We start from the raw sequence: 17,303 nt of genomic DNA, 5'->3' as shown, positions 1-17,303 counted from the left end.
CATGAGAATATTCCGTTTTCAGCCCTGGTGGAAAATCTTGCCGGGATTGAATATCCCGTCCGGATCGAGCGCCTGCTTCACCTGTCGCATCAGATCCACCGACCCTCCGAGCTCCTGCTCCAGAAAGGCCATCTTGCCCTGCCCGATCCCGTGTTCGCCGGTGCATGTTCCATCCATATCGAGTGCCCGGCGGTTGAGCCGCTCGACGAAGCTCTCGGCCCTGGCTATGTCTTCGGCGCTTTTGTCATCGAACAGCAGCAGCACATGGAAATTCCCGTCGCCGGCATGACCGACAATCGGACCGAGCAGCCCGTGTTCCTCGATATCCGCCTGCGTTTCGGAAACGCAAGCGGCAAGCCTCGATATCGGAACACAAACATCGGTCGAAAGTGCGGCAAGTCCAGGCGCCAGCGCTCTCGAGGCCCAGTAGGCGTCGTGGCGCGCCTTCCAAAGCTTCGTCCGCTCCTCGGGATTGGCGGTCCACAGGAATTCGCCGCCGCCGCATTCGGCCGCGATCTCGGCAAAGGCGCCCGATTGCAGAGGCACGGTTTCGTCGGTGCCGTGGAACTCCAGGAAAAGCGTCGGGCTTTCGGCATAAGATAGCCCCGAATAGGCGTTGCACGCCCGCATCTGCACAGCATCCAACAGCTCGATGCGCGCCACCGGAATGCCCATCTGGATCGTCATGATGACAGCGTCGCAAGCCGCCTTGACGCTCGGAAAGGCGCAGACGCCGCCGGCAATCTTCTGCGGAATCGCCTGCAGGCGCAGCGTCACCGAGGTCAGAATTCCGAGCGTGCCCTCGGCGCCGACAAAGAGCCGCGTCAGGTCGTAGCCGGCCGAAGACTTGCGGGCGCGCCGCGCCGTGCGGATCTCCTCACCATTGGCGGTGACTGCCGTGACCGCAAGCACATTGTCCTTCATCGTGCCGTAGCGAACGGCATTAGTGCCGGAGGCCCGCGTCGACGCCATGCCGCCGATCGACGCATTGGCGCCGGGGTCGATCGGGAAGAACAGGCCGGTATCGCGCAGGTGGATGTTCAGGGCCTCGCGGGTGATACCGGGCTCGACCGTGCAGTCGAGATCCTCCGGATTGACCTCAAGCACCCGGTTCATGCGGCTGAAATCGATCGAAATGCCGCCACTGACAGCATTGACCTGACCTTCCAGCGAGGAGCCGGTGCCGAAACCGATCACTGGCACCTTGTGCGCCGCACAGGCGCTGACCGCCATCTTCACATCTTCGGCGCTTTCGGCAAAGAGAACGCCGTCGGGCAGTTGTGGCGGGATATAGGTCGTCGTATGGGCATGCTGTTCTCGGAAGGACTGGCCGGTCTGGAAGCGCTCACCGAAGCTCTGTTTGAGAATGCCGAGCACAGCCGATATCCCCGCTTCGTTGCGTGTTCCGGCCTTTGCGTCCCTCAGCGCCATCCCTTTGATCTCCCTTCCAGTCCGCGTAGACGAGATCTTGTCTCGCAGATACAGCGCCGCGCATCTCGCCAGACGCGCAAAGGACGCTGTAGAACTTTAAAATTGTTGCATAATTCCACCCTCGGATCGATTCCGATTTAAGGGGATATGCAGCAGGCTGGTATGGGGCAAGTCAAAGCGGCTGTCCAGTTAAGTTTGGGAAAAGATATTAACTCTCCTTTTGTTGTTGACCCGGTGCCATAGAGAGGCCGGCGTCCCGGCCGCCTCAGATGATCGGTGGATTGAGCCGCGCAAAACCCTGCTGCCGTCGATAGGGGAAATAAGGATAAGGCGCCGTCACGGCGCTGACTGCGTCGAGCCTTTCGATCTGATCCTTCGACAGGCTCCAGCCGGTCGCGGCGAGGTTTTGCCTGAGCTGATCTTCGTTGCGGGCGCCAATGATGACGCTCGATACCGTCGGCCGGCCGAGCAGCCAGTTTATGGCAATCTGCGGGACCGTCTTGCCGGTCTCCGTTGCGATCAGATCCAGCACGTCGATGATGTCGAAAAGCCTCTCATCGTCGACAGGTGGACCGTACTGGGCCGTCTCGTGCAGGCGACTTGCGGCAGGCATCGGCTCACCGCGGCGGATCTTGCCGGTCAGCCGGCCCCAGGCGAGCGGGCTCCAGACGAGAGCGCCGACACCCTGGTCGGCGCCGAGTGGCATCAGCTCCCATTCATAGTCGCGCCCTGCCAGGGAATAATAAACCTGATGGGCGACATAACGTGGATAGCCCTGACGCTCGGCAGCGGCGAGCGATTTCATCAGTTCCCAGCCGGAAAAGTTTGAAACACCGACATAGCGGATCTTGCCTGCGGCTACGAGCCCGTCGAGCGTCGACAGCACCTCCTCGACCGGCGTCGAGGCATCAAAGGCATGGAGCTGAAGCAAGTCGATATAATCGGTCCCGAGCCGGCGCAGCGCATCCTCCGTCGCGCGGATCAGCCGCGCTCGTGAGGTCCCCCAGTCCTGCGGCCCTTCGCCCATCGGCAGCGCCATCTTCGTCGAGATCAGAACGGAGGCCCGCCGGCCTCGGATCGCCTGCCCGAGCACCTCTTCGGAAGCGCCGGCCGAATAGACGTCGGCTGTGTCGAAGAGATTGACGCCGGCTTCGAGGCAGATATCGACAAGCCGCCGCGCCTCTTCAGCACCGGTATTGCCCCAGGCGCCGAATAGCGGGCCGCTGCCACCGAACGTGCCAGCGCCGAAACTCAAGGCCGGCACTCTGAGGCCCGATGCGCCGAGATTTCTGTACTCCATCGATCTGTCTCCTTCATTTTCTCCTGAGATAGACCCGCCCGCTCGGTTGATATAGCATGCTTCAAAGCACATCATCTGTGATTTGAATTCATCATGAGCCGTCAGGACATCAACCGCTCCGGCGAAATGGAAGTCTTCGTCAGCGTCGTCGAGCGCGGCGGCTTTTCAGCAGCCGCCACGACCAGGCGCATGACGCCCTCGGCCGTAAGCAAGCTCGTCGCCAGACTGGAGGCGCGCCTTGGCGCCCGCCTCATCAACCGCTCGACCCGGAAACTGCAGCTGACACCGGAGGGCTGCGCCTTCTATGAGCGCAGCATCGCTATCCTTGCCGATATCGCCGAGGCTGAACGTCAGGCTTCATCAGGCGAACAGGCCTCAGGCCGCATCCGCATCAACACCAGCGGCTCCTTCGGCAATCATGTGCTCGCGCCTCTCGTGCCCGCCTTCATGGCGCTTCATCCCGCCGTGACGCTCGATATCACCCACACCGACAGGATTGTCGATTTGATGGAGGAGCGCGCCGACGTCGCGATTCGCACCGGCCCCTTGAAGAACTCCAGCCTGATCGCCCGCAAGCTCGGCGTCACCGGCAAGGTCATCGTCGCCTCGCCCGACTATCTCAAGCGTCACGGCGGACCGTGCAGCATCACTGATCTCCGTCGGCATTGCCGCATCGGCTTTTCCTACGCCCGCGCCGTTGAGGGCTGGCCGATCCGCGACAACGGCGAAACGGTGATGGTCCCCATCACGCCGGGCGTGCAGGTTGCCGATGGCGAAGCGATGCGCCATCTTGCGCTCGCCGGCGCAGGCCTTGCGCGGCTAGCCGCCTTCACCGTGCGTGCCGACATTGAAGCAGGCCGGCTGGTGCCGGTGCTGCAGGCGGCCAATCCCGGCGACATCGAGGAATTCTACGCCCTCTATCTAGGCCAGGGCGGACCACTGCCGGCGCGGGTGCGCGCCTTGCTCGACTTTCTCGGCAGCCATGTACGTCTTTGATTGATAACAATGACTTGGGTCGACACGTTGAATCATATTCGCGTGGCAGCTTGCCAGAAAGTCAGATTTCGCAATTGACCGCGCTCGCGGCGCCCGCCTATACCGAGACCGCGCCGACCGGCCCTTGCAGCCGGACTCTCTTCGTCATGCCGGAGCTTCCTCCCATCTTCAGCCTCAGGGCTTGGCACCGGTCGGGAAAGATACGGGGATTCATGTCACTCAGCCACGCACGCCGCCTGCTCCGGGATGCCGGCCTGCCGAAATGGGCGCTGCTGCTCGCGCTTTCCGCAGCCTTCACCGTCTTCCTCGAACTCTTCGCCCTGCCCGCTTCGCTGCTGATCGGACCGATGGTCGCCGCCATCGTGCTGGCGCTGACCGTCGGCAAGGGAAGGCTTCGCGTGCCGCTCTGGCCGCTGCAGCTCGGACAGGTTCTCGTCGGCCTGATGATGGCGCGCACCATCACCCCTGATATTCTCGGCACGATGGCGAAGGACGCGCCGATCTTCCTGCTGTTCATCTTTTCGGTCATCGCTATCGCTACAGGCCTAGGATGGCTCCTAACGCGCTGGCAGGTTCTGCCGGGAACAACCGCAGTCTGGGGCTCCTCGCCGGGCGGTGCCTCCGCCATGGTCATCATGTCGGAAGCCTATGGCGCCGATGCCCGCCTCGTCGCCTTCATGCAATATCTGCGCGTCGTATTCGTCGCTGTCGGCGCTTCGGTGGTCTCGCGGCTGTGGGTGGCGGCCGATGGCGGCGAACCGCCGCCTCTCATCCTCTTTCCCCCGGTCGACTGGCCGGCCTTTGCCGCGACGATCGCCTTTGCCGCCTTTTGCGCCTATGGCGTACGCCGCCTGCGTATTCAGGGAGGCATGATCATCGTGCCGCTCTTTCTCGGAGCCTTTCTGCAGGGCGTCGGCCTCCTGAAGATCGAGCTGCCGATGTGGCTGCTCGCGATCGCCTATGCCCTCGTCGGCTGGAGCATCGGTCTGCGGTTCACCCGCTCGATCCTCGAGCATGTGGCGCGCGCCCTGCCGAGAGTGTCGGCCTGCATCGTGCTGCTGATGGCGCTCTGCGGCTGCATGGCCGCTGCCCTTCACATCTTCGCCGGCATCGATCCACTGACGGCGTATCTCGCCACCAGCCCCGGTGGCGCCGATTCCGTCGCCATCATTGCCGTTTCCAGCGATGTCGACGTGCCCTTCGTGATGGCGATGCAAACCGGCCGGTTCCTCGTCATTCTTCTGATCGGGCCGGCGCTTGCCCGCTTTATCGCGCGCCGTTCCGGCCTTGCGGAAAACCCCGCCTAAGGCTCGCCCATTGACCGGGCGTGATGCCGTAGGCCTTCTTGAAATGGCGATTGAAATGCGCCTGGTCGGCAAAGCCGGTCGCAGCCGCCACATCGGCAAAACCTTCGCCAGCATTCATCAGCGCTCGCGCCTGCTGCAGGCGACGCATCAGCATGTAGCGGTGCGGGCTGGTGGCAAAGGCCGTGCGGAAATGCCGTGACAGCGTAAAGCGGTCGAGGCCGGTAATCATCTCCAGCTCGCCCGAGCGCACCGGCCGCAACGCATGCGCTTCGAGATAATCGCGCGCTGCCCGCACCTGCCGCCAGGCGACCGCACCCAAAGGCCGGCGGCGCACCTGTGAATGTCGCGACAGGCCGCCAGCGACACGGCTGACGAAATCGTCGACGAAAAGCTCGTCCAGCTCCCGATCGAGTTCGCCGAGCGCGCCCAGCAGCACCTTCGCCAAAGCCCCGTCGCCGATGACCGGCTGCTCGACGAAGGGAAGCCCGATCTTCTCCGAGGTCAGGCATTCCATCAGCAGCGCCGGCTCCAGGTAGAGCATGCGGTAATGCAGCCCGGCCTCGGTCGCCGCCCCGCCGTCATGCTCCTCGTCGGGATGCAATACGATCACCTGCCCAGGCAGGCTGAAGCGCCGCTCGCCGCGGTAGGTGAAGGTCTGCACGCCATGCAGCGTCACCCCGAGCGCATAGGTATCGTGCCGGTGCGGCTCGAAGACATTGCCGGAGAATTGCGCTTCGATGCGCTCGATGCCGGGAAAGGCGGGCGCAGTCAGGATACCGCTGCCGGCGGGCGCGGCCAGTATGCCGCTGCCCCCCTGCGGCTCGCACAAACGTTCAAGACCCTCGAAGACCTGCGGCGTTAGATCCTGGCTCAACGCGTTTCGATACCCTGATGAGAGAGACTGTAATGTTTGATACCAAAATTGCGATCGTCCTGCGAAACAATCTTGCTGGCTGGCAGAAGCTGAACGTCACAGCCTTCCTTTCGACAGGCATCGCCGGACAATATCCCGAAATCATTGGGGAGCCTTACAAGGATCGCGCCGGCAATTTTTACAACCCGCTTTCGATCCAGCCGATCATCGTCTTGTCGGCCGACGAAGCGACCATATCGATGATTCACCGTCGCGCGCTCGAGCGCGAGGTAACCCCCTCCATCTTCATCGAGGAAATGTTTGCCACCGGCCACGATGCCGCCAACCGCGCCGTCTTCGCCGAATATGCCCCCGACGACGCCAAGGTCGTCGGTATTGCCTTACGCGCCGACAAGAAGATCGTCGACAAGATCACCAAGGGTGCGACGATGCAGCATTGACGCATAGGCAGAAACGAAGGAGGCCGGGCGATGGCCCGGCCCCCTCATGTCTGAAAGAGCGCCGGCTCAACCTTGCGTGATCGGCGCGATCTGGATCTCGACGCGGCGGTTCTGCGCGCGGCCGGCCTCGGAAGCGTTGGAGGCGACGGGCTGGGACGGGCCGAAGCCGACGGCGGAGACGCGGCGCTGGTCGATGCCCTGACCACCGAGGTAATCGGCAACCGACAGCGCGCGGCGCTGCGACAGGTCCTGGTTATGCTGCAGGCTGCCGGTCGAATCCGTATGGCCGTTGACGTCGATCAGCGTGCGGTTGAATTTGCGCAGTACGATCGCCACCGAATTCAGCGTGGGATAGAAGCCCGGTTTCACCGCGTCCTGGTCGACGTCGAAGGTGATGTTCGAAGGCATGTTGAGGATGATGTTGTCGCCGTTTCGCGTTACCGAAATGCCGGTGCCTTCGAGCTGGGCGCGAAGCTCAGCTTCCTGCTGGTCCATGTAGTTGCCGATTGCGCCGCCGGCCAGCGCCCCGATACCGGCGCCGATCAGCGCCGCATTGCGCTTGCCGTGGCCGCCGCCGCCGACGGCAACGCCGACGAGAGCGCCGCCGAGCGCGCCGAGCGCCGCACCGCCCGCCGTATTGGAAACCTTCTGCTCACCAGTATAGGGATCGGTGGTCGTGCAGGCGCTGAGATAGCTTGCCGCGACAGCCAGAAGTACGAATTTCTTGATCATGGACAGGATGGTCTCCGTTCAAAACTGATGCGAGCAAATGGCAAGGATTAAGGCAAGAAAATGAAGAGTTCTCTTGATAGGGGAATTTCAGGCGCCGAAACAGCAGCCATGTTGCAGCGATGCGCTGATATCACCAGATTTTAAGCGCATTGTGGGAGCTCCCGCTTCTCTCCCTCATTCCTGTGCTCGTCACAGGAATGAGGGAGAGTGGGTTGGCACGCCCTCCAAGTCGAGCGCTGGTATCCTGGTAGTCGAATAGACAGTGCAGCACCGCTCCAGCGTCCAATCACACCCTTAAAAATTCTGGAACAGCTGCCTGACGGTATCGTAGGTCGCGTTGGCGATATTCAGCGATTGCAGGCCGAGCTGTTGCTGCGTCTGCAGCGCCCTGAGCCTGCTCGACTCTTCCTCCATATCGGCGTCGACGAGCCTGCCGATGCCGGCGGTGATGTTGTCGTGCAGCTGGGTGGCGAAGTCGTTCTGCAGCTCGATGCGTTTTTCCAGCGCCCCGAATGCCGATCCGACTGTCGTCAGCTGCGTCAGTGCGGCATCGACAACGCTGATCATCTGGCCGATCTGGCCTTGCGTCGTGGTTGCCGATAGCGAAATGACGACCTGCCCTGCTGTGCTGCCGTTTTTGCTGGTCATCAGCACGTAGTTCTGCGCGGCCCCGAGCTCCGTGGCGAAATAGGCCGAGGTCAGCACGCCGTATTCGCCCGAGCCGGTGGCGCGGTCGTCGATCAGGTAGCGCGCGTCCTTGGAAGTCGTCGCCCCCACAGGCGTGTTGTCGATGTGGTAGCTCAGCATGCCGATTGAAATCGTGCCGTCGGCATTGCGGATAAAGGACGCCGGGATCTGCCGCGGCTGCGTCGGCGTCGCGTCATTGTTGAGGATCACCCAGTTGTCGCTGTTGAAACTCGCCGATTCCGAAACGCTGCGCAGTTGCTCCTGCAACTGCTTGAGCTCTTCATTGATCTTGTTCTTATCGACCCCTTCCTCGGTGGCGGCGACAAGCTTGGCCTTGATCTCGGAGACGACATCGATGACGTTCTGGACGCCGGTATAGGCCGTCCCCATCGTGGCAGCCGCCATGCCGAGCGCGTCCTGGATCGCCGAAACGGCCTTGTTGTCTGTGCGTGCGGTGGTAGCGATCGACCAGTAAACGGCGTTGTCAGCCGCTTTCGCGACACGCATACCTGTCGTTATGTGGTTCTGCGTCACGGTCATATTGCGATTGATATCACGCAGCACATAGAGCGCCGCATCAACGGAGACGCGCTGATAAAGACTCACGGAACTAAACTCCAAAAACACAACAGAACGCAACAGAACAGGAATGAACCTTCCGCGCAGACACTCATGTCCGGGGTCGCTGGGCCTCCAGCGCATTGCAGCCTTCAAAAACGAAGAAGACCAGTCGGTTCCTGGTCACGATCATTGCCGTTTATACTTAACAAACGGCTAATCTTCGGACGAAATTTATCCTATTTCGCAACGGTTCATACACCATAAGGGGCAGCGCCGAAACGAGGTCCGACGGGCGCGTTCAACTCGAACGGAAAGCTTATTCGGCGGCCTGCAGCCGCTCCTCGTCAGGCGTCGGACGCGGCCTTGTCGCCACCGACATTTCTTCGTGCAGGCGCGCTTCCTCATGGGCGTGCGGCTTGGCGAAGCGCGCAACGAGGAGATAGGCGACCGGCGTGATGAACAGCGTCACCAGCGTGGCGAAGCCGAGGCCACCGACGATCACCCACCCGAGCGCCACGCGCGCTTCCGCACCCGCGCCATGGGCAAAGACCAGGGGCACACCGCCGAGGATGGTGGCGATCATCGTCATCATCACAGGGCGAAGGCGCAGTGCGCAGGCCTTCTCGATCGAGGATCGCACGTCCTCGCCCTTGTCGCGCAGCTGATTGGCGAATTCGACGATCAGAATGCCGTTTTTGGCCATGACGCCGACGAGAAGCACGAGGCCAATCTGGCTGTAAATGTTGAGGCTAGAGCCGGTGATGATCAATGCGAAGACGGCGCAGGCAAGACCGAGCGGCACGGTCGACATGATGATCAGCGAGGACAGCACGCTTTCGAACTGCGCCGCCAGCACCAGGAAGATGATGACGATGGCAAAGCCGAAGGTCAGAGCCATGCCGTTCGAATTCTCTTCCAACGTTGCAGCTTCCGCAAGCGGCAGCAGACGAGCGCCTGGCGGCAGCAGCGGCTCGGCGAGCTCGGTCACCTGTCTGACGGCATCGCCGAGCGACATGCCGTTCTTTAGGCCGGCGGTGATAGCGACGGAGGCGAGCTGCTGCTCTCGGTTCAGCTGCGGCGCGACCGAACCTTCCTTCATCGTGGCGATGACCGACATCGGCACGATCTTGCCGTCGCCGGTTTTCAGGAACACGTTTTCGAGATCAGTCGGATCGTCGATCGGCCGCGTCGTCGAGGTCAGCAGCACGGGATAGGATTCGCCATCGACGAAGACATCAACCACCGAGCGCCCTTCGAGCAGCGACTGGATCGCAGTCGAAAGCCCGGTAATGTCGATGCCGAGATCCGAGGCGCGCTCACGGTCAATCGCCACCGATACCTGCGCCTGGCTGGGCTCGTTGGTTAGGCGCGGCGTGTCATATTGGCCGGTGGCGTCGAGCGCCTGCACCAGCTTGGCGGCGGCCGCCGTCAACGCCTCGTGATCATTACCGACCAGCGCCATCTGCACGCCGCTGCCGGCACCGCGGATGCGCAGGCTGTTGGATGAAATGGCGTTGCCGCGTAGCGCCGGCACCTTGGCGGCCGCCTGATTGATATCGCCGACAATCTCCGCCTGCGTCCGGTGGCGCTCTCCCCATGGCGCAAGTGTCAGCACCATGAAGCCGCTGTTCAGCGAACCGCCCTGGCCGGAGATCGAGAAGACGTTGCGAATGTCGCCGCTGTCGACCAGCGGCTGCAGATATTCCTCGACTAGCTGCATCTTGTCGCGGGTATATTCGAGGCTCGATCCCTGCGGCGTCGTCAGCCGCATCATCACCAGCGACCGGTCCTCTTCCGGCGTCAGCTCACTCTTGACGGTGGAGAAGGCGACGAGCGCCGCACCGGCGAAGATGACCGAGAACAGGATCACGACGAAGGGAGCGTTGAGGCAGCCGTGCAGTGCCCATTTGTAGAGACGGGCGAGCGCGCCGCCGAAGCGGCCGAGCGCCCCGTGATCCTCGATCATCGGCTTCGTCAGCATGCGCGAGGCGAGCATCGGGCACAATGTCAGCGCCACGATCGACGATAGCCCGACCGAGAAGGCGAGCACAAAACCGAATTCGCGGAACAGGCCGCCGACCTGTCCCGGCAGGAAAGAGAGGGGTATGAAGACTGCAGCGAGCGTCGCCGTCGTCGCGATGACGGCGAAGAACACCTCGCGCGTACCGAGTACGGCGGCCGCGCGCGGCCCCATGCCCTCGGCGCGCCGCCGCACGATGTTTTCAAGCACCACAATCGCGTCGTCGACGACGAGGCCGGTCGCCAGCACGATGGCGAGCAGCGTCAGGATATTGATCGAGAAGCCGACCATGTAGATCGCAGCCAAGGTCCCGATCAGCGCCACAGGCATGCTGACGGCAGGGATCAGCGTCGCCCGCCAGTCGCGCAGGAAGAGGTAGATGACGGCAGTGACGATGACGGCGGCGAGCACCAGCGCCAGCACCACCTCATGGATCGCGCCCTGGATGAAGACGGCGTCGTCGCTGGTGATGGCGATCGTCGTTCCCTCGGGCAGCGTTCTCGACAGTTGCTCGACGGCAGCCTTGATGCCGGTCGAGATATTGAGCGTATTCGACTGCGCCTGGCGGATGATGCCGAGGCCGATGCCGGGTTTGCCGTTGGAGCGCAGCGCGGTATCGCCGTCACGCGGCCCGAGCGTCACCGTCGCGACATCGCCGAGCCGGACGCGATCCTGCAGCATCACATTCGAGAAATCCGCCGGCGTCTGCAGGTTGGCGGTGGCGCGTACGACGATGTCCTGCGTCGTGCTCTTCAGCGAACCAGCCGGCACGTCGAGTGCGGCATTGTCAAGCGCCTTCGTCAGGTCGCCGATCGTCAGCCCTCGGCTCGCAAGCGCGCCCTGGTCGACATCGACGCGGAAGACCTTCTCCTGGTCGCCATATTCCTCGACGTCGGCCACGCCATCGACAGAAGCCAGCCGATCGATCACCTCATTCTCGACGAGCTGCGTCAGATCGTCCATGTTGAGCTTGGTGGAGGTGACGGCAAGGCGCATGATCGCAGAGGAATCCGAATCCGCCTTGACGATCTGCGGCGCATCCGCCTCCTCGGGCAGGTTCTGGGTGATGCGGCCGATCGCATCTCGCACGTCGTTGGCGGCGACCGCGAGGTCGATCTTATCGGAGAATTCCAGCGTCACTCTGCTCTGGCCGAAGGAAGAAGTGGACGAGATTGATTTCAGGCCACTGACGCGGGCGACCGCGCCTTCGATGACCTTTGTCAGTTCCTGGTCGATCGTCTGCGGCGATGCGCCGTCGAAGGTGGTGCGCACGGTGACGACGGGGCGGTCCACATCGGGCAGTTCGCGCACTTCGACGCCGACATAAGCCGCAAGGCCGGCGACGACCATCAGCGTGTTGAACACCAGCGCCAGGATCGGCCGACGAACGAAAAGCGCGGTGAAGCTCTGCTTGCCCGACGCTCGGTCCTGAGGCAGTTCGGTCACACTCATTGGGTCGCGACCTCCCCGCTCGAGGCGACATCTGCAGTGACGCGCACTGCCCCGCCCTCGCGCACGCGCTGCAGGCCCTGAGTCACGATCTTGTCGCCGTCCTTAAGGTCGGCCTTGACGAGAATGAAATCAGGATTGCGTTGCACGATGCTCACGCGAACCTTGTGCGACTTGTCGTCGGTGACCCTCCAGACGAAGGACCCTTGCGAATCCCACTGCACAGACTGCGGATCGACCGCCGGGTATTTATCGCCGGGAAATTTCATGCTGACGCTGAAGGACATGCCCGCGCGCAGCTCGTCCGAGGAATTATCGATCCTGGCGCGCAGGCGCAGCGTCCGGCTGGCCGCATCGATGCGGTTGTCCACCGCCTCGACCACTCCGAAAAACACCTGCCCCGGCTTGGCCACCGACATCGCCTCGACCGGCTGGCCCACCTCGACCGTGTTGGCGAAGCGCTCCGGCACCCAGAAATCGACGAGGATTTCCGATCGGTCGTCAAGCGTCACGATCGGCGTGGTCGTCGTGACGTTGTCGCCGATATTGACCGGCACGATGCCGACGATGCCGTCGATCGGAGCCGTGATATTGCGCCGTGCGAGATTGAGCTCTGCGGCCTGGAGCTGCAGCCGCGCGCCCTGCTCGGCGATCTCGGAATCGAACACGTCCATGCGCGATACGCTGGACTTGATGTTGTGATAGAGATTAGACTTCTCGACTGCGGCCTTCACCGCCACATCCGCCTGGCCCCGGGCAATCACCTGCTCCTCGCTGTCGAGCTTGGCGATCACCTGGTCGGCCTTCACCTTGTCGCCGGATTTGATGAGGATTTCGCGGATCGTCCCCGACGCCTGCGGCGTCACCGCGACGGAACGGATCGCATCGCCCGTCCCGATGGCGTTCAGCCGGTCGTTGACGACGCCATGAACGACCGCCTGGGTCACGACGAGAATGGCGCTGTTGCGCCCGCCGCCGCTGCGGCGGTTCTGTCCTTGATCCTCAGCCCCATCGGGCCGCTGGCCTCGCGCCCCGGCCGGAGCACCGGCATCGGCCGTCTCGTAGGCCTTCGGCGCGATCATGGAAACGAGGCTCTCCGGAATGCCTGCATCGCGCATCGTATCGCCGGCGCCGGGCGCGAAGGAAACCCACGCGGAAAAGCCGGCAATGATAACAATGAGAGAAAGTACAAACTGCTTCCAAAAGGCCATTCACGTCTCCGGAGGGACTCGAGGTTGGACCAGGGCCGGTCGAAAGAGGCGCTGCGGGACCAAAATCCCGAGGATATGCATCCAAGGATCTTGATGCCGTCTGATGCGACAATATCGCGCGTTTACAGCTTAACAGCAAGCATAAGCACCCGGGATTACCGATTTGTAATACCAGCAAAGAATGGAAATAGCCCAGCCGCTCACTTTTGCTTGAACGAAGCTGGAAAACCTCTTGACGTCACTGATTGCGAGGCAGATTACGCGGTAAAACCAGTGACAGGTCTAGCGACGCAATGACCATCGCAGGCCAGCCGCCGCCGCCAGCCCGAGCGTCGGCCAGACCGCCCAAAAGCGGCCTTCCCAGGTGAGCATATTAATGCCGATAATACCGAGCGCCACGATCGCGAAGGCGGCTGTCTTGCGGTCGAACCAGGTCTGGTCGCGATTCCAGGCGAGCGCCGCAACGACGGCGAGCACAAGTAGGGGAAAGCGCGCCCAGAAAACGCCCTGCCACGACAGGAGATTGATGCCAATCAGCACCGCGGCGATGACGCCGAACACGGCAAACAGCCTTCGTCCGCCGGAAACGGGCCTTGCCGCGTCCATGCTGGCGGAGGCCGGCTGCGGTCGGGCAGCGGCTCTCTCGGCAGGCGCCGCCTCCTCGCCTCCGCCGCCGATTCTGACCGCATAGCTCGGCACGCCCTGGTCGACGTTCTTTACCATCAGCGGCCCGAGAAACTCGAAACCAACCGCCACTTTGTTGCGCACCTGATCATATACGGTGCTCGATATGACGATGCCGCCCGGCGCCGCCGACGTCTGCAGCCGCGCTGCGATATTGACGCCATCGCCATAGATGTCGTCGCCTTCGACGATCACGTCGCCGAGATTGATGCCGATGCGGAAGAGCATGCGCCCGTCGCTCGGGCGGCCGGCATTGAAGCCGGCAAGTTCGTTCTGGGTATCGACGGCCGCGCGCACCGCTTCGACGACGCTCGGAAAATCTGCGATCAGCCCGTCGCCCCAGGTGTTGACGACACGACCGCCATGGCTTTCGATCAAATGCCCCATCGCGTCGCGGCAGCGCTTCAGGGTCGCCAGCGTCCCCTCCTCGTCGGCCCCCATCAGCCGCGTATAGTCCTGCACGTCAGCACAGAAGATAGTCGTCAGCTTCCGCCGCGTTTCACCCATGGTCACTCTTCCCGCGCTCTCCGACCCGGAAGATGCTGCAAAGGCTGAATCCGGTTAAGGAGATCGATGGAGCGATCGCAGCAGCGGCAGATTACGAAGGCTTTGCCATTGTTGCCACCGATAATTGCCAATCAGACCCATTATGTCCGAACGTTACCGGTTCAGCTTCTTTAGCTCGCCCAGTCATCGACCTTTGAAGACTCTGAAATGCGGGCAAAACCCAACCCAACACAGGCCGCCAGGCGTTTCCAATCCGGCGCCTCAGGGAAAACGCTATGACTGAACAATCTTGCGCGGGGTCGCCGCGTGCTCCCTCGCCACGGTGTTCGAACCGTCGATTTCCTGAAGCAAGACGTCGTAGCCCCAGAGATCGGCGAGATGCTGCAGCACGAGCTTTGTGTCGCTTTCCTGCAGATAGCAGCCGTTCATGACGATGTGCTGCAGCAACAGCCGACGGTCGCCGGCGAGATCGACATCGACGATATCGATTGCCGGATCGGTCCAGCCGATGTCGTATTCACGGGAGAGCTGGCGGCGAATGCGCAGATAGCCGCGCTCATTGTGAATTGCCGAAACCAGCACGCCTTCGGTCTGTTCCGGGTCGTCGTAGAGATGAAACAGCCGCAACCGGCGGATCAGGTTCGGGCTCAGGAACTGGCTGATGAAACTTTCGTCCCGATAATTCGCCCAGACGTCGCGCAGGACCCCCATCGCATCGCCTCGCCCCGCGATATCGGGAAACCATGCCCGGTCCTCTTCCGTCGGCTTCGTGACGATCCTCTCGATGTCCTGCATCATCGCAAAACCAAGCGCATAGGGATTGAAGCCCGAGAAACGACGGTCGTCGTAATTTGGCTGGAAGACAACATTGGCGTGCGACTTGAGGAATTCGAGGAAGCTCCCGTCGCTGATCTGCCCGCGTTCGTGAAGCCGGTTCATGATCTGGTAATGCACGAAGGTGGCGGTTCCCTCATTCATCACCTTGGTCTGCCGCTGGGGATGAAAATATTGCGCGACATGGCGGACGATGCGAAGGATCTCGCGCTGCCACGGCTGCAGCCTCGGCGCGGACTTCTCGAGAAAATAGAGGATGTTATCCTGCGGAAGACCGAGCGCGGCACGCCGCTTTTCCAAGCCGATGTCACCCGCCTTCTTCGCCTTGCCAACGGGAACCGTGCGCCACAGGTCGTTGAACATCTGCTCCTCGTGGGCACGACGCTCCTGCTCCCGCTTCTCTTCCTGGCGAAGGTCAATGGTGGTCTTGCCGGCATATCGATGCACCCCATGCGACATCAGCGCATGCGCCGCGTCGAGCGTCCTTTCGACGGCCGTCTCGCCATAACGCTCTTCGCAGCGGATGATATAACCCTTGGCGAAATCTAGGTAATCGAGAATTCCTTCCGCATCGGTCCAGAGCTTGAAGAGATAGTTGTTCTTGAAGAAGTGATTGTGGCCGAAGGCCGCATGGGCGGTGACGAGCGTCTGCATCGTCGCCGTGTTCTCCTCCATCAGATAGGAGATGCATGGAGAGCTGTTGATAACGATTTCGTAGGCAAGGTCGCGCATCCCGCGGCGGTAGAAGGTTTCATGATGCGCAAAATGTTTTCCGAAGGACCAATGGCGGTAGAAGAGCGGCATGCCGGTTGAGGAATAGGCATCCAGCATCTGCTCCGATGTGATGACCTCGATCTGGTTCGGATAGACATCGAGGCCGAGTTCACCGAGAGCGATCTCCTCGCACGCATCGTGGATGCGCTGGAGCGTAGCAAAGTCCCAGTCGGCCCCCTCGAACAAGAGCCGCTCTCTTGGCCTCACCGTCATGGTCATGGCGTCACCCTCGACTGTGCGTCACGTTTCTGGAAGAGATCGTGGAAAACTGGGAATATCTCGCTGCGCCGGCAGACCTTGCGCATCGAAAGCGGCAGCGGTTCGGAACGGATCCCGTCATAGAGCATCCAGAGGGGCGACCGCGACACTGAAGAATCGCCGCCTTCCTCGCCGACCTCGATATACGCGAAATACTGGCACAATGGCAAAATTTCGCGCAACAGCTGTCCGGTCAGATTTCCGTCCGAATGGGCGTTGTCGCCGTCCGATGCCTGGGCGCCATAGATGTTCCACTCAGCCGGGTCGAATCGCGCCGCGATGATCGCCCGCATTGCCGCCAGCGCACTGGACACCAAGGTACCGCCGGTCGCCGGACCGTAGAAAAAGGTTTCCTCATCGACCTCCTCAGCCCTGTCGGTGTGGCGGATGAAGACGATTTCCACTTTCTTGTAGCGCTTCGACAGGAAAAGATAGAGCAGCAGATAGAACCGCTTCGCAAGGTCCTTCATGTGCTCGGACATGGAGCCCGAAACGTCCATCAGGCAGAACATCACCGCTTTGGCGACGGGCTTCGGCTCGTTTTCGAATCGGCGGTATCGAACGTCGAGCGGATCGATATAGGGAATGCGTCGGCTTTTTTCCGTGAGGGATTTCAGTTTTGCCTCAAGCGCCAGACGGTTCTCGTCGTCCTCGCATTCCTCGATCTGCCGCTGCAGGGCTTCGATCTCTTCGCGGCGTGGGCGGCCAAGAGCAACGCGGCGCATCATCGCAAGCTTCGTGGTGCGACCGACCGCAATGTTGGAGGGCGATCCAGATACGGAATAGCCGGCGCGGAACGGCGTTTCCTCCTCGGTTTCGGCTAGACGCCGCTTGGCAAGGTCTGGCAATTCGAGGTCGTCAAGGAACACATCGAGGAATTCCTCCCGCGTCAGGACGAAACGGAAGCCATCCTCACCGTCGCCTTCGCCTGCATCTTTTGGTTTCCCCCCCTTCCCGCCCGGCGGCCGCGGAATGATGTCCCCTTCGACGAAAGCCCGGTTTCCTGGCAGGATGTGGTCGGCGATGCCGCCTTCGCCCCGTCGAAAGCTTGGTTCGGCCATCCCATCGATCGGCAGGCTGATCTCCCCACCGTCGAGCACGTCTCGAATGTTTCGATTTTGCAGAGAACGTTTCACCGCCTGCTGCACGGCTCCCTTCATGCGTCGAAGGAACCGCTGACGATTTTCCAGACTTTTACCGCGCGGATTTAGCCGCCGGTCGACAATGTGCATAATGGC

13 protein-coding genes are annotated in these 17,303 nt (G+C 61.9%); 3 read left to right on the top strand and 10 right to left on the bottom strand.

The window, feature by feature from the left end; translation table 11 throughout:
- Positions 1-18: 18 nt before the first annotated feature.
- Both FFR93_RS10650 and FFR93_RS10645 read right to left on the bottom strand, forming a co-directional pair.
- Positions 19-1,431, bottom strand: coding sequence for an FAD-linked oxidase C-terminal domain-containing protein (locus FFR93_RS10650; RefSeq protein WP_064705555.1), 1,413 nt, complete (start codon positions 1,429-1,431; stop codon positions 19-21).
- A gap of 265 nt (positions 1,432-1,696) precedes the next feature.
- Positions 1,697-2,731, bottom strand: coding sequence for an aldo/keto reductase (locus FFR93_RS10645; protein ID WP_064705556.1), 1,035 nt, complete (start codon positions 2,729-2,731; stop codon positions 1,697-1,699).
- 93 nt (positions 2,732-2,824) lie between these two features.
- On the opposite strand from FFR93_RS10645, the gene FFR93_RS10640 reads away from it, so the two are divergent.
- Together FFR93_RS10640 and FFR93_RS10635 are read left to right on the top strand one after the other, a co-directional pair.
- Positions 2,825-3,727: a LysR family transcriptional regulator gene (locus FFR93_RS10640; protein WP_138393185.1), complete on the top strand. Its 903-nt coding sequence runs from the start codon at positions 2,825-2,827 to the stop codon at positions 3,725-3,727.
- 212 nt (positions 3,728-3,939) lie between these two features.
- On the top strand, positions 3,940-5,034 hold the full coding sequence (locus tag FFR93_RS10635) for an AbrB family transcriptional regulator (RefSeq protein WP_138393184.1): 1,095 nt from the start codon (positions 3,940-3,942) through the stop codon (positions 5,032-5,034).
- On the opposite strand, the gene FFR93_RS10630 is transcribed toward FFR93_RS10635, so the two are convergent.
- Positions 4,994-5,908, bottom strand: a complete 915-nt coding sequence (locus tag FFR93_RS10630; protein WP_064711572.1) for an AraC family transcriptional regulator — start codon at positions 5,906-5,908, stop codon at positions 4,994-4,996. The two genes, FFR93_RS10635 and FFR93_RS10630, sit on opposite strands and share 41 nt — an antisense overlap.
- 32 nt (positions 5,909-5,940) lie before the next feature.
- Between FFR93_RS10630 and FFR93_RS10625 the strand changes: the two genes are divergently transcribed.
- A complete protein-coding gene (locus tag FFR93_RS10625; RefSeq protein ID WP_138393183.1) occupies positions 5,941-6,348 on the top strand; it encodes a DUF2000 family protein in 408 nt (135 codons plus the stop codon).
- A gap of 66 nt (positions 6,349-6,414) precedes the next feature.
- Here the strand turns inward: FFR93_RS10625 and FFR93_RS10620 are convergent, their stop codons facing one another.
- The 7 genes from FFR93_RS10620 to FFR93_RS10590 all read right to left on the bottom strand — a co-directional run bounded on the left by FFR93_RS10620 (position 6,415) and on the right by FFR93_RS10590 (position 17,297).
- On the bottom strand, positions 6,415-7,080 hold the full coding sequence (locus FFR93_RS10620) for an OmpA family protein (RefSeq protein WP_011426055.1): 666 nt from the start codon (positions 7,078-7,080) through the stop codon (positions 6,415-6,417).
- A gap of 294 nt (positions 7,081-7,374) precedes the next feature.
- The gene (locus FFR93_RS10615) at positions 7,375-8,373 is read right to left on the bottom strand and encodes a flagellin (protein ID WP_064705560.1); all 999 of its coding nucleotides are present in this window, start codon (positions 8,371-8,373) and stop codon (positions 7,375-7,377) included.
- 271 nt (positions 8,374-8,644) lie between these two features.
- Entirely contained in the window at positions 8,645-11,800 is a 3,156-nt protein-coding gene (locus FFR93_RS10610) for an efflux RND transporter permease subunit (protein ID WP_138393182.1), read from the bottom strand.
- Positions 11,797-13,008: an efflux RND transporter periplasmic adaptor subunit gene (locus tag FFR93_RS10605; RefSeq protein WP_138393181.1), complete on the bottom strand. Its 1,212-nt coding sequence runs from the start codon at positions 13,006-13,008 to the stop codon at positions 11,797-11,799. Before FFR93_RS10605 ends, FFR93_RS10610 begins: the two co-directional genes overlap by 4 nt.
- Before the next feature lie 282 nt (positions 13,009-13,290).
- Positions 13,291-14,199, bottom strand: coding sequence for an adenylate/guanylate cyclase domain-containing protein (locus FFR93_RS10600; protein WP_138393180.1), 909 nt, complete (start codon positions 14,197-14,199; stop codon positions 13,291-13,293).
- A 273-nt stretch (positions 14,200-14,472) separates the two neighbouring features.
- Positions 14,473-16,026: a SpoVR family protein gene (locus FFR93_RS10595; protein ID WP_064711566.1), complete on the bottom strand. Its 1,554-nt coding sequence runs from the start codon at positions 16,024-16,026 to the stop codon at positions 14,473-14,475.
- A complete protein-coding gene (locus FFR93_RS10590) occupies positions 16,023-17,297 on the bottom strand; it encodes a YeaH/YhbH family protein (protein WP_064705565.1) in 1,275 nt (424 codons plus the stop codon). Before FFR93_RS10590 ends, FFR93_RS10595 begins: the two co-directional genes overlap by 4 nt.
- Positions 17,298-17,303: the final 6 nt, after the last annotated feature.

The organism is Rhizobium sp. MHM7A (genome assembly GCF_005862215.1).
GTDB lineage: Bacteria > Pseudomonadota > Alphaproteobacteria > Rhizobiales > Rhizobiaceae > Rhizobium > Rhizobium bangladeshense.
The sequence above is the reverse complement of the archived record's forward strand: the minus strand, read 5'-3'. Positions and strand labels throughout refer to the sequence as shown.

Bases quoted from the DNA above. Each gene is read 5' to 3' on its own strand.
- FFR93_RS10610 (WP_138393182.1), bottom strand. From the start codon at position 11,800: ATGAGTGTGACCGAACTGCCTCAGGACCGAGCGTCGGGCAAGCAGAGC.
- FFR93_RS10645 (WP_064705556.1), bottom strand. From the start codon at position 2,731: ATGGAGTACAGAAATCTCGGCGCATCGGGCCTCAGAGTGCCGGCCTTG.
- FFR93_RS10600 (WP_138393180.1), bottom strand. From the start codon at position 14,199: ATGGGTGAAACGCGGCGGAAGCTGACGACTATCTTCTGTGCTGACGTG.
- FFR93_RS10590 (WP_064705565.1), bottom strand. From the start codon at position 17,297: ATGCACATTGTCGACCGGCGGCTAAATCCGCGCGGTAAAAGTCTGGAA.
- FFR93_RS10605 (WP_138393181.1), bottom strand. From the start codon at position 13,008: ATGGCCTTTTGGAAGCAGTTTGTACTTTCTCTCATTGTTATCATTGCC.
- FFR93_RS10640 (WP_138393185.1), top strand. From the start codon at position 2,825: ATGAGCCGTCAGGACATCAACCGCTCCGGCGAAATGGAAGTCTTCGTC.
- FFR93_RS10595 (WP_064711566.1), bottom strand. From the start codon at position 16,026: ATGACCATGACGGTGAGGCCAAGAGAGCGGCTCTTGTTCGAGGGGGCC.
- FFR93_RS10650 (WP_064705555.1), bottom strand. From the start codon at position 1,431: ATGGCGCTGAGGGACGCAAAGGCCGGAACACGCAACGAAGCGGGGATA.
- FFR93_RS10625 (WP_138393183.1), top strand. From the start codon at position 5,941: ATGTTTGATACCAAAATTGCGATCGTCCTGCGAAACAATCTTGCTGGC.
- FFR93_RS10620 (WP_011426055.1), bottom strand. From the start codon at position 7,080: ATGATCAAGAAATTCGTACTTCTGGCTGTCGCGGCAAGCTATCTCAGC.
- FFR93_RS10635 (WP_138393184.1), top strand. From the start codon at position 3,940: ATGTCACTCAGCCACGCACGCCGCCTGCTCCGGGATGCCGGCCTGCCG.